Source organism: Cupriavidus nantongensis, from assembly GCF_001598055.1.
GTDB lineage: Bacteria > Pseudomonadota > Gammaproteobacteria > Burkholderiales > Burkholderiaceae > Cupriavidus > Cupriavidus nantongensis.
In genome coordinates this window covers 2,770,801-2,784,207 of sequence record NZ_CP014844.1, presented here as the reverse complement: position 1 = coordinate 2,784,207, position 13,407 = coordinate 2,770,801, and the positions used below count along the sequence as shown (strand labels likewise).

13 protein-coding genes are annotated in these 13,407 nt (G+C 63.6%); 3 read left to right on the top strand and 10 right to left on the bottom strand.

The genetic code is table 11. The features are described from left to right. Window positions 1-42: 42 nt before the first annotated feature. The 5 genes from A2G96_RS12780 to A2G96_RS12765 all read right to left on the bottom strand — a co-directional run bounded on the left by A2G96_RS12780 (window position 43) and on the right by A2G96_RS12765 (window position 3,600). Complete coding sequence (locus A2G96_RS12780) at window positions 43-390, bottom strand: hypothetical protein (protein ID WP_062799704.1); 348 nt, start codon at window positions 388-390, stop codon at window positions 43-45. Window positions 391-404: 14 nt separating this feature from the next. After that, complete coding sequence (locus tag A2G96_RS32525; protein ID WP_082818944.1) at window positions 405-842, bottom strand: single-stranded DNA-binding protein; 438 nt, start codon at window positions 840-842, stop codon at window positions 405-407. A gap of 162 nt (window positions 843-1,004) precedes the next feature. Continuing rightward, window positions 1,005-1,367: a hypothetical protein gene (locus A2G96_RS33315; RefSeq protein ID WP_150124122.1), complete on the bottom strand. Its 363-nt coding sequence runs from the start codon at window positions 1,365-1,367 to the stop codon at window positions 1,005-1,007. Further along, a complete protein-coding gene (locus tag A2G96_RS12770; protein WP_062799700.1) occupies window positions 1,364-2,599 on the bottom strand; it encodes a tyrosine-type recombinase/integrase in 1,236 nt (411 codons plus the stop codon). Before A2G96_RS12770 ends, A2G96_RS33315 begins: the two co-directional genes overlap by 4 nt. Window positions 2,600-2,613: 14 nt before the next feature. Then, window positions 2,614-3,600: a hypothetical protein gene (locus tag A2G96_RS12765; RefSeq protein WP_062799698.1), complete on the bottom strand. Its 987-nt coding sequence runs from the start codon at window positions 3,598-3,600 to the stop codon at window positions 2,614-2,616. Between the two features lie 319 nt (window positions 3,601-3,919). Here A2G96_RS12765 and A2G96_RS12760 point away from each other — a divergent pair, with 319 nt between their 5' ends. Beyond that, a complete protein-coding gene (locus A2G96_RS12760; protein WP_062799696.1) occupies window positions 3,920-4,759 on the top strand; it encodes a hypothetical protein in 840 nt (279 codons plus the stop codon). Between the two features lie 75 nt (window positions 4,760-4,834). Here the strand turns inward: A2G96_RS12760 and A2G96_RS33310 are convergent, their stop codons facing one another. Further along, the gene (locus tag A2G96_RS33310) at window positions 4,835-5,902 is read right to left on the bottom strand and encodes a hypothetical protein (protein WP_150124121.1); all 1,068 of its coding nucleotides are present in this window, start codon (window positions 5,900-5,902) and stop codon (window positions 4,835-4,837) included. 470 nt (window positions 5,903-6,372) lie between these two features. Between A2G96_RS33310 and A2G96_RS12755 the strand changes: the two genes are divergently transcribed. Continuing rightward, on the top strand, window positions 6,373-8,094 hold the full coding sequence (locus A2G96_RS12755) for a site-specific integrase (RefSeq protein WP_062799693.1): 1,722 nt from the start codon (window positions 6,373-6,375) through the stop codon (window positions 8,092-8,094). A gap of 29 nt (window positions 8,095-8,123) precedes the next feature. Here the strand turns inward: A2G96_RS12755 and A2G96_RS12750 are convergent, their stop codons facing one another. Next, the gene (locus tag A2G96_RS12750; protein ID WP_024542570.1) at window positions 8,124-8,741 is read right to left on the bottom strand and encodes a LysE family translocator; all 618 of its coding nucleotides are present in this window, start codon (window positions 8,739-8,741) and stop codon (window positions 8,124-8,126) included. Between the two features lie 247 nt (window positions 8,742-8,988). Between A2G96_RS12750 and A2G96_RS12745 the strand changes: the two genes are divergently transcribed. After that, window positions 8,989-10,323, top strand: coding sequence for a chloride channel protein (locus A2G96_RS12745; protein WP_062799690.1), 1,335 nt, complete (start codon window positions 8,989-8,991; stop codon window positions 10,321-10,323). 140 nt (window positions 10,324-10,463) lie between these two features. On the opposite strand, the gene A2G96_RS12740 is transcribed toward A2G96_RS12745, so the two are convergent. From A2G96_RS12740 to A2G96_RS12730, 3 genes are all read right to left on the bottom strand, one after another. Next, window positions 10,464-11,150, bottom strand: a complete 687-nt coding sequence (locus tag A2G96_RS12740) for a haloacid dehalogenase type II (protein ID WP_015063407.1) — start codon at window positions 11,148-11,150, stop codon at window positions 10,464-10,466. A gap of 106 nt (window positions 11,151-11,256) precedes the next feature. Further along, window positions 11,257-12,813, bottom strand: coding sequence for a solute symporter family protein (locus A2G96_RS12735; RefSeq protein WP_015063408.1), 1,557 nt, complete (start codon window positions 12,811-12,813; stop codon window positions 11,257-11,259). After that, window positions 12,810-13,202 carry a DUF485 domain-containing protein gene (locus A2G96_RS12730; RefSeq protein ID WP_015063409.1) on the bottom strand — a complete coding sequence of 131 codons (393 nt, stop codon included), beginning with the start codon at window positions 13,200-13,202 and terminating at the stop codon, window positions 12,810-12,812. The genes A2G96_RS12735 and A2G96_RS12730 overlap by 4 nt, the downstream gene beginning before the upstream one ends. Window positions 13,203-13,407: the final 205 nt, after the last annotated feature.

The window sequence follows — 13,407 nt, the reverse complement described above, 5'->3', positions numbered from 1 at the left end:
TATCGAATAAGGGATAAAGGCGCGATTGATCGCCTATATTCATCATTCCTTTGTCGCCGAATCCGCCCCGGCATTGGTGCTGCGCTTGCTCTCCGCAAAGGCAGATCGTGCGGCGTGATCCATTGCCTTGAGGACAGGGACATAGGACTCGTCGCGTAGGCCTCCCAGCATCCACGGGAATGGCGCAAATGGCGCCCCCCCGTGGAACCCAAGGGGCTTGGGCGGATCCGTTTCTGCGCGCTTCCTTGCCCCATCTTCGCCGCCCCGGTGCAGCACCGCAGGAATCATGGCCACGTTAAGCTCCTCACAGAACCCGACCCAGCCGAGATCCTGGCCGTTTGGCGTGACGATGTGGAAGTAAGCAATTGGCACCCGCTGCATCGCTGCCATCACGCCTCTCATCCTTAGAACGGCCGTCCATCATCCCGCCACATATCCCCAAGCGCATCCGCACCGACGCCGTTGCTCGGGGGCGTGGTTGCGACGCGTGTAGGCATAGCAGATCCGCTGGCCGTTGTGTTCGACGCCAGTTTGTCCAGATCGAAGGCAATCACTTCGGTGATGTATGAGGCCTTGCCGTTGACCTCATACTTGCGTGTCTGCAGCTTTCCCTCGATGCTGACACGGTCGTTCTCGGAAAGCCTGGCGGCATCATCCGCGGTGCTGCCAAAGCACACAACACGGTGCCAGCTCGTGAACTCGGCTGTCTCGCCATTACGCTGCACTCGATCCACCGTAGAAACGCGAAGAGTTACGGTCCTATCGCCGTTGGGCTTGCTGCGGCATTCCGGCGCGGCGGCCACAGTCCCTTTGATGCTGACGCGATTGGTATCTCGACTCATGCCGAGACCTTCCCGGCAGGTGGGGGAATCTCGTTCACGCTCAGCATCGTTGCGACGGCGCTGGCGATGCGCGCGACCCGATTTTTCTGCATCGTTAAGGCTCCTTTTGTAGAGGGTAAGCCATGTACCGAACTAAGTGGCATGGGCCAGGGTCTTTTGGAGCTACTCTTTAGGCAGCCCCTCATCGAGGATTTCCACCCCTATCACTTGATCGGCTTGACCATCCAGTTCGACTGGATTGAGCAAACCTAAGGAGAATGCGAGACGCATGGGAACATTCGGAAACCCCATCTTTCTGAGCCAAATCTGCGCGCCGCGGCATTCAGCAATGCGCCCGGGGACCGCCTTGGGGTGATATGCCGCCTTGTGACACAGGAATGGCCTCGTATCATCGGCGATGAGCTGTTGAGCAATGGCGCGTAATCTTCCATCGGCCAGAGGGATAGCGCTCCCGGCAGGCCGGAAGGGGCAATTCGCGCAAGGCTCAGCCAAGGCCGCTACGGCAGGTCTGTCGACCGAGTTCATTGTTTTCCCGCCTGGTAGTGATCTAGGGTTTCGTACCGATGCATGTCCATGGCGTGCAAATCCGAGTAAAGCGACGTGGTCGAGCAGTCGGTACTTTCCGACACATCACTGGTGACGAGTACGGGCGCGCCGTTCCGGAGCATCGCTGAGGCTGCCATCCGGCGAAGCCAGTGTGCGGAGGCCGCTCTTAGATGCTCCGCGGCGGACCGATCTTCCAACGTCTTCGCCGCAGCCTCGAACATCTTCTTGAAGACTGTGTACAACGCCTGCCGTGTGATTGGGGTGAAGCCTTTCTTCACCTGGATCGAGAAGATCAGCGGCGTTGACTCTCGCGGGGCAATCGCCGCCGGCAAGCCGAACGACTGCCGGTATTGGGCCAGTTCGAGTAGCACATCGTCGGTCAATGGGATCGAGCGCGGCTTCGATCCTTTGGCCCTCACATTTAGGAACGCCCGACCCTGTTGGGCTCGGCCATCCTTTGCCCACTCAATATCCCCCATGGCTGCCGTCAACGCTTCGCTGCTGCGGATGCCGGTCGAATGGAAGAGGGCAATCAACCAGCGGTTGCGCGCATATTGACGCCGTTCGTTGACCGTGTCCCGCTTGGAGGCGGCCAGCCAGTCCAGCAGGCAACGCCACTGGTTGTCCGCTAACGTCCTCCGAGTCCGCCCCGCTTTCTCGGTATCCGATTGACATCCGCGACGGGGCGGCTGCTTGGGCAAGGGGTTCTCCGCCAGATAGCCGGCGTCACGTAGCCACAAGAACATCTGCCGGATAGCGCGCTCCGCGAAGGAGATGCTCTTGGACTGCAGCGGGCCGGCAAACGGCTTGTACGCGTCGGAAACGCGGCCGTCACGCCCGAGACGCGGCCGCTTCGCACCAACCCACAGGTCGGCTGGGCGGGGGTCCCGAAGGAACTCGGTGTAGCGCAACCAGTCGTCTCGAACGATAGAGGAAAGGGGCTTTTCCAAAGTAAGCAAGACCCAGACGTAAAAGCGCGAAACTTCTTTCTCGTAGGCGAGCAGAGTCGCGGACGCGACTCGGCCCTTATACTGGTTCAACCATAGCTCGATGGCATCCCAGTCTCGGTCCGCCGCAATCTGCGGGTGTCCTGGATTTCGGTTGGTGCCAGCGCTGCCGTCCAGATGTTTGGGAAGCGTTCCCTTCCGCAGCACCCGCAGAGCATCGCTTGGCGTCGTCAGTGTCGAGCCCGGGGCGAGGAAGTCCGTCATTCGGTCGGAGGGCCTCAACCCTTGCACAGGTCTGCGATTTCGAAGCTTTCGTCGTCCACCGGCGTCGCTCCTGCGGTTGCCTTCTTGTTGGCCTTTGCATCCTTCTTCATGTGCTTTTGGCGTTCAGCCTCCACCTTGTGGCGAGCATCGATCAGGCCCTTCAGGCAGGCGGCCGGCAACGTGATAGTCTTGTCTCCCAGCTCCGCCTCGTTGTTTTCGAGGAGGGTCGAGAGTTCGGAACGCTGCTGCTCCGAGAGCCGGTTGTAGAAGGTGTCCAGCGACCCGACCACGTCGTTGACAGTGGCGCGGGAGAAGGGTCGCCCAAGAACCGCGGTCTTGGTGATTTTCTTCTTTCCGCCATTCTGTTCCACCATGCCGCGCAACAACTCCAGCGCGCGCTTCATCCCGTACTTCTGGATTGCTGCGACCGCAGCGTCCGTGCCGACTCGTTCGTCCTCCAACAGCTTCTGCAATTCAAGAGGCGACTCCGCCAGCATGATCATCTGGTGAACATGGGTGTCCGACATACCGTTGCGCGCGCAGATCTTCTGAATCGACCAGCCCATGCGCCGCAGCCGCAGGTAGATGTGGCCAAGTTCCAAGCCGTTGAAGCGACGCCCCTGGTTGGAAGTGAGCATGTGCGCGGTACGCTCGTCTTCCGAGCCACGCCATTGTCTCGCTTCCAAGTAGAGCTGGTCGTGACCCTCGTCCATCAACTCGACGGCGGCGGTCGTGCGGCACTCCCCATCAACGAGCCAGATCTCCCCGTCTTCGACTTCTACGTCAATCGGCGGGAACGCCGCAGTGCCGGCGGTCCGCATGGACACCTTCATGGTGTCGATGTGGGCGCGTAGTCCTGCGTTCCTGATCCGCCCGTTGTGGCCAGGCCGCACCTTTACCAACCGCGGGTCGATCTTGTAGATGGTCTGCTTGCCGATGCCGTCCAGCTTCTTTTCGGCCATGGCCTTCAAGGAAGGCAGCGGCTTGATCGTGTCGTTCATCTGAATTCTCCCGTGAAAGCGGCCTCAGGCCAGTCGTCTCGCTCAGCGTCTGCGCTGCATCGTGCAAGCAGTATAACGTACGTATCGTTGTATCGCTACGCAATTCGACATAATTTTTTCTATGTCAAAGCTCGGAGACGTGGGCCCGAATCGATACGGCTCAACTCGCCATCGCCTGGCAGTGCCCCTCCCGGTGCCTCGGCGCACTTCCATGTCCGACTAAACGCTAAGCAACGATGACGCAGACTGCCTGACGAAGTGAGATGTAGTGTGTGGTGAGAACCCGTTAAACTCGCTCTTTTTTTGGTTCGAAACCGATATGAGCGATTCACACTACTTCTCGGATGGCAAGCCGGTGCATCGGCTCTCCTATTGCGCATTTCTGGATGTCCTTGGCTTTTCAGCGAGGGTCGGCGCGAGCTATAAGGACCAAACACACAACGAACTGCTTGAACGCTTTCACGGTATCCTGGCCCGAAGTATCGCGACCTTGAAGGACACTCGGGATGAGTATTCGATGCTGTACTTCAAGTCGTTCACCGACAACGTGGTGTTGGCGCATCCGCGTTACAGCTCCGACATGGAAGCGGAGTTCGGTGCCATCCTCGACGTCATCAATGAGTATCAACTCAAAATGGCGTTAGATGGCTTTTTCATTCGAGGTGGCCTGGCGGTTGGGCAGCTTTTTATCGACGACAATAGCGCCTATGGAGCCGCCTTGATCGAGGCCTATCGCCTCGAGAGCAGCATTGCCGTCAACCCGGTTGTTGTGCTCTGTGATAACACGATGCGGCTTGTGGACGAGCACATTAGGTATTACGCGGGGGAAAGCGCACCGCAGCATCAGGATGTTCTGAAAGGCCCTGACGGCCGCTATTTCCTGAACTACCTGACCGCCTGCGCTGTGGGGGACGACTTCGGCGAATTGCATCTTGATGTCACGTCCCTTCGTCGTCATAAGGAGCAGATCGAAGCATCGCTGCAGGCGTACGCGACCGTACCGGCGGTCTTCGCGAAGTTCGCATGGCTCGCCTCGTATCACAACTATTTCTGTGACACCGTGTCGGGCCACCCGCACTATGACCCCGCTCTAAAGGTGTCATCCGCGCTCACGGCAACCCAATTCAGCCGGCTGTCCAAGAAGAAGAGGAAGAAGTAGCCCGCCGTTGCACTAAGTGGTGACGCCCGGCCACACGTCGTTACCCAGCGACCGACGCAGCGCCGCGGCGGAATCTCACGGTAGATTCGGATTCGGGATGGCGCTTTTTGGTGGCCTTAGGAGGAACGGCCCTACTGCATCAATCGGTAGAGGAACAAACTCACTAGGTGGTTTCCCATCCGGCTCCGGCAGAAGAGCCACTCCTCGATAGCCGATCACGACAGGATGGGCAAACTTTCGCTGGAGCTTGAGGCCAGAATCTGAGCCAGTGACGATCTGCGCCGTTATGCCCGGAAATTGTTGTTGCTCTTGGCCCGCTGCCGATGCGAGGAGTGTATCTAGCTGGTCTCGAAGCCGTTGCACCGGTGTTCCACCGGCCGACCCTTTTTTGGGGATAGCTGCGCTCGCGGAGGAATTGGCGATTTGGCCTGACTTGGGTGTTGAACCAGATTTTGCACTGTCTGCAGGTGCATCTACGCCGCTTTCGGACAGCAGTTTCAATAGCAAGTCGAGCGTCGCATGCCTTGTGCTATCAGTGGGCAGTCGCATCGATTGCTGGAGCCTCGCCGCTCCACCTTTGGAGAAGCTAAAGTCAACGTCTAAAGCATAGGCCGCAAACACTTCCGTCACGAGCACGAAGACGGGCTGCTCGTCCACAGAGCAACTCAAGGAGTGGTAGGCGTACAGGTATTTTGTGGCCCAAGGCCAGAAGCCCGGGTCATTCCAGGGCGGTGATTGTTTTACGCTAGCCACAGCATTCCAGACCGGTAAACCGTATGACGCGGCGGCAGGAACGCTGACAGATACAGAGGCGACATCTTCACTACTCACGCCAAGGCCCGCCAATACCACTCCAGCGGGCAAGAGAGCGCCCATCTCAGAATGCGTGATCGTCGCCGAAAAGAATTCGGGCAACGAGACATTCCGTAGCCGCAACTTTGAACCATTCTTGCTTGCATCTAGGAAGGAACCGCTTTCGGGCAGCGTGCCGAAGTCTTGCGTCACGTTCGGTGAACTAGGCCCGGCCGTTGGCATGGTGATCGACGCCTCGTAGCCGTATCCCAATCCAGCCCGAACGCTGGCAAAGCGAGCAAGCCACGCTGCGATGGGCTGCCGGTGAGAACTTTTCTGCTTGGCGTCCATAGAGGATTGCTCAGGCGTTCGCGAGATACAGATACCGTAGAGGTCTCCGACTTGCAGGTCCTCGCGCGGTGGGAAGACCGGATAGATCTGGTATGCGCGGAGGCGCGAGGCCCATTGATCGGCAAGGTTAGTCGACGTGACTCCTGAATTGCTTATGCAGGCAGAAAGCAGAGGGCAGCACGCACAAGCAAGAATGGATGTAATCCGCATGCATTTCTCCATCGCGCCCTGACATCCACGGGCGCTCCTGGCCGGCCGGGGGGAAGCAGCTTGAATGGTATGACTTCCCTTTTGCTATCGACGCTGTCCGAACAACGCAATTGTGCGGTCCCGCACAATGTCGCACCCGTTAGTGCTTGACCGACGCCCGCCAACCAGCAAGGCCAGTTCCACGACGACGTGCGGCTTTGCTGCTATTGCGATAACTATTCTTATCGTAATGGCCGCATTGCTGCGCTAAACTGGCGGCCATGAAACCGCGCCCGCCTTCCACCCGTACCGCCCCTGACTTCCCGGACGCCGCCTCTGTCGCCGCGCTGCGCGCCTGGCATGCCGGGCTCGGCTCGCGGCAGGCGGTGGCGCAGTATCTCGGAGATGACAGGGCGCATGGCCAGTCTTCACGCGCCATCCTCGGCCGCATCCGGCGCCAGCTGGCGGCGTTCGCACGGCAGCGCGGCCGCGACGATCTCGCCGCGCTGTTCGAAATCCCTGCGTCCGAACGTGCCGCGCAGGGCAGGGCGGCCGACCGCGCCATCGACCTCATGCGCACGCTGCCAGCCCCACGGCCATCGATTGCCGACGATATTGGCCATTGGCTGCCGGCGCGCGCGGTGACTGCCTTGCGGGCCCATGGCATCGACACGCTGGCGGCGCTGACCGTGCGTATCCCGAGACGCCGCCGGTGGTGGACCGCCATTCCAGGACTCGGCGCGCGCAGCGCCGCGCATATCGAGGCATTCTTCGCCGCCCACCCGGCGCTGACGGAACGAGCCCGCGCGCTGGTCGTGCAGGAGCGGCGCAGCGTGGTCGTGCCCTGGGAACAGCTGCGGCTGCCACAAGAGGTCGATGGCTCGCAAGGGCGCTTTCGCGCGCCGCGGCAGACCTGCACGCTGACGGCCGACAATGACTACGAGGCAGTACAGGCCTGGCTGGCGCTGCATGAATCGCCAGCGACGCAACGCACCTACCGCAAGGAAGCCGAACGCCTGATCCTGTGGGCCATCGTCGAGCGGCAGCGGCCCCTGTCATCGTTGACCACCGAGGACGCCGTTGCGTACCGCGCCTTCCTGCGCCGCCCGACGCCTCGGGATCGCTGGGCAGGCCCGCCGCGCTCGCGCACGTCGCCGGAATGGCGGCCTTTTACCGGCGCACTATCGGCCCGGTCGGTCGCGCACGCGCTCTCCATCGTCGGGGCCATGTTCCGCTGGCTGGCGCAGCAGCGGTATGTCCTGGCCAATCCATTCGCGGGCATCAAGGTCCGGGGCGGTGGCCGCACCGCCGCGCTGGATAGCTCCCATGCCTTCAGCGAAGGCGAGTGGCGGCTCGTCCGGACCATCGCCGATGGACTGGAGTGGTCCTATGGGTGGGAAGCCGCCGCCGCGCAGCGCCTGCGTTTCGTGCTGGATTTCGGTTATGCGACAGGGCTGCGGGCGAGCGAACTCGTCGCCGCCAGGCTGGGCGATATCGGCGCCGACCGCGAGGGCGACGAATGGCTCCAGCTGACGGGGAAGGGCGGGCGTAGCGGCAAGGTGGCCCTGCCGCCGCTGGCGAGAACGGCTCTGGAGCGCTACCTGACAGAGCGCGGATTGCCCGTCAGCCGGCGCCTGTGGCGCCCGGACACGCTGCTGGTCGGCGGCCTGGGGGGCCTCGGGGGCCTCGGGGGTCTGACCGACACGCCGGACGCCGGCATCACGACCACCCGGCTTGGACATATCGTCAAGCGGTTCTTCCTGCTGGCCGCCGATGTCATCGGCGCCGATCATCCGACGGCGGCAGAGAAGCTAAGGCGCGCCAGTCCGCACTGGATGCGGCATACGCACGCCACACATGCGCTGGCGCGTGGCGTGGACCTGACCATCGTGCGGGACAATCTGCGGCATGCGTCGGTGTCGACGACGTCGGTCTATCTGCACAGCGATGAGGTAAAGCGGGCTCGGCAGATGGGGCAGGCGTTTGCCGCCGCCATCCCCTGAGTCCATCAGACCATCAGGCCATCAGGCCATCAGGCCCGGGCTGCCACCAGTGTCCCTGCGCCGATCAGCGTCAGGCCTCCCACGCGCTGGACGTTCGCCTGCGCTCGGGCACTGGTCAGCCGCGTCGCCAGCGATCGCGCCAGCAGCGCATAGATGGCGGCATTGGCCGCCGCCATGATCACGAAGGTCGGGATCAGAATGCCGGCCTGAGGCAGGAACGAACGGCTGGCATCAATAAACTGGGGAGCGAACGCAACGAAGAAGACGATGCTCTTCGGATTCAGCGCCGTTACCAGCCACGCCTTGCCGAAGCGCTGTAACGGACGGCCCTCGCTCACCGGTACCTGGCTTGCGCCGCTTCGCGCGGCGCTCCGCAGCGCCTGGACGCCAAGATAGATCAGATAGGCGGCGCCGGCCCACTTCAATGCGGTGAACAGTGTGGCGGAGGTCGCCAGGACCGCGCCCAACCCGGCCATTGACAGGGTAAAGGCCGTGAGATCGCCCGCGGCAACACCCGCCACGGTGGCGAACGCCGACTTGCCGCGGTGGGCCAAGGCATCGCCGATCACCAGCAGGATCGTCGGTCCTGGAATCGCCAGTATCACGACACTGGTCAGCACAAACGCAATCCAATGTTCGAACGACATCAAAGTCTCCCGTTGTTTCGGAACTGCGGCGAAAGCAGCGTCGCGCCAGCTTGGCGCACCGTGCGCGGCAGTCATGGTATCGGATTTCGGTCCCAACGGTCAGAGAAGACCCGAAGGCCCCTGCGCCCTGTGCCGGTGGCGAGCCTGACAAGTCGGTCTGGGGCTCACCACTGGCATGCATCCTGCGTTTGTCAGCCGCTCCGACGCGCATTGACGCACGTCGGCACGATAACAACGAGGGGACGATATGGAGCTGCGTGGGAGCGCGAACTGGAGGAAACCACGGGCCCGTGGCCGGCTGTGGTGGCATCACGCCGTACTGTGCGTCGGTGGCACCCTGGTCGGCGGTGTCGCCACGCTATATGCCTGGCTGATCGACATCGGCCACCAGCTGTTTCTCGCGGCAAGCGCCCACGGGCCGTGGGTCACCTTGCTGCTTTCGCCAGCACTGGGCGCACTCGCAGTCTGGCTCACACACCGCTATTTCGACGGTGCCGAAGGCAGTGGCATTCCACAGATCGTGGCCATCGTCAGCGGCGGCAATGGAACGGCTAAGCGGCGTCTGCTGCGGCCGGCGGTGATCGTCGGCAAGATCGGCCTGTCCTTTCTCGGCACGCTGGGCGGCTTCACGCTCGGCCGCCAGGGCCCCACCGTCCATATCGGCGCCGCGCTGCTCGTCAGCCTCCGCCGGTGGCTCCCCGGGCTGTCCGGTCCAGCCGGCGCCCATCTCACCGCGCTCGATCGCCAGCTTGCCCTTGCCGGCGCGTCGGCCGGATTGTCGGCAGCGTTCTGCACGCCGCTGGCCGGCATTGCCTTCGCCATCGAGGAACTGGCGCGCGGCATCCCGCCGCGCGGCAGCGCGGCGTTGATCGCGGTGGTGGTCTGTGCCGGCACCGTGGCGGGCGTGCTGCAAGGCGAGGGTCCGGCGCTCGGCATGATAGCGGCCGGCCCGTCGGCACCGTACCGCATGGCTGTCGCGGTCGTGACAGCGGGCGCGGTGGCCGGGCTGGCCGGCGCCGGCTTCTGTTGGCTGCTGGTTCACAGCGAGCGGTGGTTGCCGCCTCGGATACGCGGTCTGCGCGCGCAACGCCCTGCAATGTTCGGCGCGCTGTGCGGGCTGGGCGTTGCGCTCCTCGGGCTGGCGTCATCGGGAACCAGCCACGGCAGCGGGTACGGCGAAACGCGCGCGCTGCTGGCCGGCGACCTCGTGCTGCCGGCTGCGTATCCCTTCCTCAAGGGCCTGTCCTTGCTGCTGACCTGGCTGTCCGGCATTCCGGGCGGCCTGTTCGTGCCATCGCTGGCCATCGGCGCAGGGATCGGCAACCTGCTCCAATACACGATCGGGCAGGCACCTTTGCCGGTGTACGCGGCACTGGCGATGTGCGGCTATCTTGCCGCGGTGACGCAGCGCCCGGTCACGGCTTTCGTGGTGATGATCGAACTGGTGGGAGCGCGCGGCCTGACGATTCCGCTGATGGCTACCGCGTTGATCGCGGCCGGCGTATCGAGGATGGCGGTGCCGCCCTTGTATGGGGCGCTGTCGGGGCGCTATGCGCCCGCGACAGCCACGGGCAGGATGTAAGAGGAAGCAGCGGGGAAGTATCGGGAAGTAAGGAAGTAGGGAATCAGCGGAGCAGGGGGAACCAGGGGTGGCACGGCAGGCTGGATTGCCGCCGCCTCGCGCCCTCCCCGTCGGGAAGGGCGGAGGCCAGCGGCAGCCGCTCAAGCGCGATCCTGGCCTCGGACCCAATCGGCCAGCGTTTCCAGCGACTCGACCTGGACATCCGGCCGCGCACCCAGCTCGTCGTAGGTGTTGCCCACGCGATTGATCCACGCCACCTGGTAACCGAAGTGCTTGGCCCCTGATGCGTCCCAGGCGTTCGACGAGACGAACAGCATGTTGTCGCGCGCCAGGCCCATGGTCTTTTCGGGCAGCGCATAGACCTTGCCGTGCGGCTTGAACACTTCGACGTTATCGACGCTGATCAGATGGGCGAAGCGATCCTGCAGCCCCGCGTGGTGCACGACCGAATGAATCGACCGTACCGAGCCGTTGGACAGGATGGCCAGCGGAAGATCGAGCGCCTGAAGCATCGACAGGGCCGGCGGAGTATCCGGGTAGGGATTCAGCTTCAGGTACGCCTCGCACAACGCCGCGCGGTCCGGCGCCTGCAGCTGCAGCCCGAGATGGTTGCAGGTATAGACCAGCGCGTCCTCGGTGGCAGCCTCGAACGACAGGTACTGGCCCATCAGGCTGCGCAGCCAGGTGTATTCCAGTTGCTTCTGGCGCCACAGCACGCTGATCTCCAGTCCGCGTCCCGGATACAGGTCGCTGCAGCGGCCGGCTACCGAATGCACGTCGAACAGCGTGCCGTAGAGATCGAACACTACACCTTTGATTGCTTTCATCGTAAATCCCCAGTAATGGAGCGGGCAATGTGCCCGCGGGTCAGTCTTGCCCGCGCCGACCGTGGACGGCGCCGGCATGTACATGGATCGGGTGGAACCAGCGGGATCAGTCCGCCGGCACAACAGGAGCCGGCGGAGCATCCGGCCTGGCCCCGGTATGCGCCTGGAAGACGAAGGCGTCGAAGCGGGCCTCGTGCTCGGCGCTGCGCCGGCTCAGCATCGTGCCAAGCCATGCGCCGAGGAAGCCGATCGGCATGCTCAGGATCGTTGGATTCACGATCGGAAACAGCGCCTGGTCCTTCAGGAACGCCGGGCCGAGAAACGCCAGCGCGACCGACGAAACCAGGCCCGCGGTGACGCCACCGATCACACCGGCGGTATTGAAGCGGCGCCAGAACATCGACAGCAGGATGATGGGGAAATTGGCCGACGCCGCGATCGCGATGGCCAGGATCACCAGCACGCCCACATTGATGCCCTGCGCCAGCAGTCCCAGCGCGACCGCCAGCACGCCCACGCCCAACGTGGCGATGCGCGCGACGCGGACCTGCTGCTCTTCGCTGACCGCGCCCCGGCGAATCACATTCACATACAGGTCGTGCGCGATGGCGCCCGACGACGCGAGCGTGAGTCCGGCCACCACGGCGAGAATGGCGGCGAAGGCCACGGCACAGATACATGCCAGGAAGAACTGGCCGCCGAAGGTGCCGGGACCGCCGCCGAGATGCTGCGCCAGCAGCGGCAGTGCCAGGTTGCCGCCCTTGTCGGCCGCGCGGATGGCGTCCTGTCCCACGAGGGTGGCCGACGCGAAGCCGATCAGCGTGGTGACCAGGAAGAAGCTGCCGGCCAGGAACATCAGCCACAGCACCGACTTGCGCGCTGTCCGCGCATCCGGCACGGTGTAGAAGCGCGTCATGATGTGAGGCAGGCCGGCGACGCCGAACATGAACGACAGGAACAGCGATAGCGGGTCCAGCGGATGCTTGAAGTAGCCGCCCGGCAACAGCATCTGCGCGCCATACTGCTGCTCCACCGAAGCGAACAGCCGCAGCGGGTCGTATTGGACAGCAGCCAGCAGCATCGCCACCAGCACGGCAGCCGCCGCGAGCAGCAGAACGGCCTTGATGATCTGCACCCACGTGGTGGCGATCATGCCGCCGAACAGCACATACACGATCATCCCGACGCCAACCATGACCACGGCGGACTCGTACGAGATGCCGAGCATCAGCTTGATCAGGGCGCCGGCCCCTGCCATCTGCGGCACCATGTATGCCAGGTTGACCACGAAGGTCCCGATGACCGCCGCGAGCCGCGCATGCCGGCTGCGCATGCGTTCGGCGATCACGTCGCCATAGGTGAACCTGCCGGTATTGCGCACCGGCTCGGCCACCACCATCAGTACGATCAGGAAGGCTGCCAGCGCCGCCACCGCGTAGAGCGAGCCGTCCATGCCGTACAGCGAGATCAGGCCCGAGAAGCCCAGGAAAGCCGCCGCACTCATCCAGTCCCCTGCCAGGGCGAAGCCGTTGGCGCGGGCCGTCAGTTTCCCGCCGGCGGCGTAGAACTCGCTGGTGGTATTGGTGTGGCGGGCGGCCCACCACGTCACCGCCAGCGTCAGCGCGAGAATGCCGAGGAAGATTCCGATGGTCAGGGCTTTCATGACTGGCTCCTGGCGTGGGCCTCGGCTGCGGCGCGATCCGCGAGTTCCTCGAAGCGTCGGTTGGCGGTGTTCACATACACGGTGGCGACCAGCCAGCACAGGGCGTAGATCAGCAGGATCAGCACGTACCCCACGTTCAGCGGTCCAAGCACCTTCCAGCCCATCAGCTCCCGGCCGTAACCGGCGAGTAGGGTGACGGCAAGGATGAAGGCCAGACTGCCGCCAAGCAGCGGCACGACCAGGCGCCGCTTGGCGCCGATCAGTTCGCGGAAGCTGTGCGTGTATGCCGCACCGCGCCACGGCGGACCCGACGCGATAGCCTCTGGGGTGCGAGTCGTTTGCGCGACGTGCGCGGCCGGACAGACCGCGTCCTCCGATAGTTCGATCATGGTTGTCTCCTGGATTGCGCCCGTTCAGGCGGGCGTGATTTGTTGGCGCCGCACAGCCGGCAGACGCGGCGTCCTGGCGCCGACGTCCCTTGAGCAAGCGGCATGCCGACGTGCGAGCCACGGCGCCCCGGCGCTGCCAATGCCCACGCGCGATCGAATCGCGGCACGGCCGCACGCTGGGCGCGCATGCCGGCCCGGTAACGCG

Bases quoted from the DNA above. Each gene is read 5' to 3' on its own strand.
- A2G96_RS12780 (WP_062799704.1), bottom strand. From the start codon at position 390: ATGGCAGCGATGCAGCGGGTGCCAATTGCTTACTTCCACATCGTCACG.
- A2G96_RS32525 (WP_082818944.1), bottom strand. From the start codon at position 842: ATGAGTCGAGATACCAATCGCGTCAGCATCAAAGGGACTGTGGCCGCC.
- A2G96_RS33315 (WP_150124122.1), bottom strand. From the start codon at position 1,367: ATGAACTCGGTCGACAGACCTGCCGTAGCGGCCTTGGCTGAGCCTTGC.
- A2G96_RS12770 (WP_062799700.1), bottom strand. From the start codon at position 2,599: ATGACGGACTTCCTCGCCCCGGGCTCGACACTGACGACGCCAAGCGAT.
- A2G96_RS12765 (WP_062799698.1), bottom strand. From the start codon at position 3,600: ATGAACGACACGATCAAGCCGCTGCCTTCCTTGAAGGCCATGGCCGAA.
- A2G96_RS12760 (WP_062799696.1), top strand. From the start codon at position 3,920: ATGAGCGATTCACACTACTTCTCGGATGGCAAGCCGGTGCATCGGCTC.
- A2G96_RS33310 (WP_150124121.1), bottom strand. From the start codon at position 5,902: ATGGACGCCAAGCAGAAAAGTTCTCACCGGCAGCCCATCGCAGCGTGG.
- A2G96_RS12755 (WP_062799693.1), top strand. From the start codon at position 6,373: ATGAAACCGCGCCCGCCTTCCACCCGTACCGCCCCTGACTTCCCGGAC.
- A2G96_RS12750 (WP_024542570.1), bottom strand. From the start codon at position 8,741: ATGTCGTTCGAACATTGGATTGCGTTTGTGCTGACCAGTGTCGTGATA.
- A2G96_RS12745 (WP_062799690.1), top strand. From the start codon at position 8,989: ATGGAGCTGCGTGGGAGCGCGAACTGGAGGAAACCACGGGCCCGTGGC.
- A2G96_RS12740 (WP_015063407.1), bottom strand. From the start codon at position 11,150: ATGAAAGCAATCAAAGGTGTAGTGTTCGATCTCTACGGCACGCTGTTC.
- A2G96_RS12735 (WP_015063408.1), bottom strand. From the start codon at position 12,813: ATGAAAGCCCTGACCATCGGAATCTTCCTCGGCATTCTCGCGCTGACG.
- A2G96_RS12730 (WP_015063409.1), bottom strand. From the start codon at position 13,202: ATGATCGAACTATCGGAGGACGCGGTCTGTCCGGCCGCGCACGTCGCG.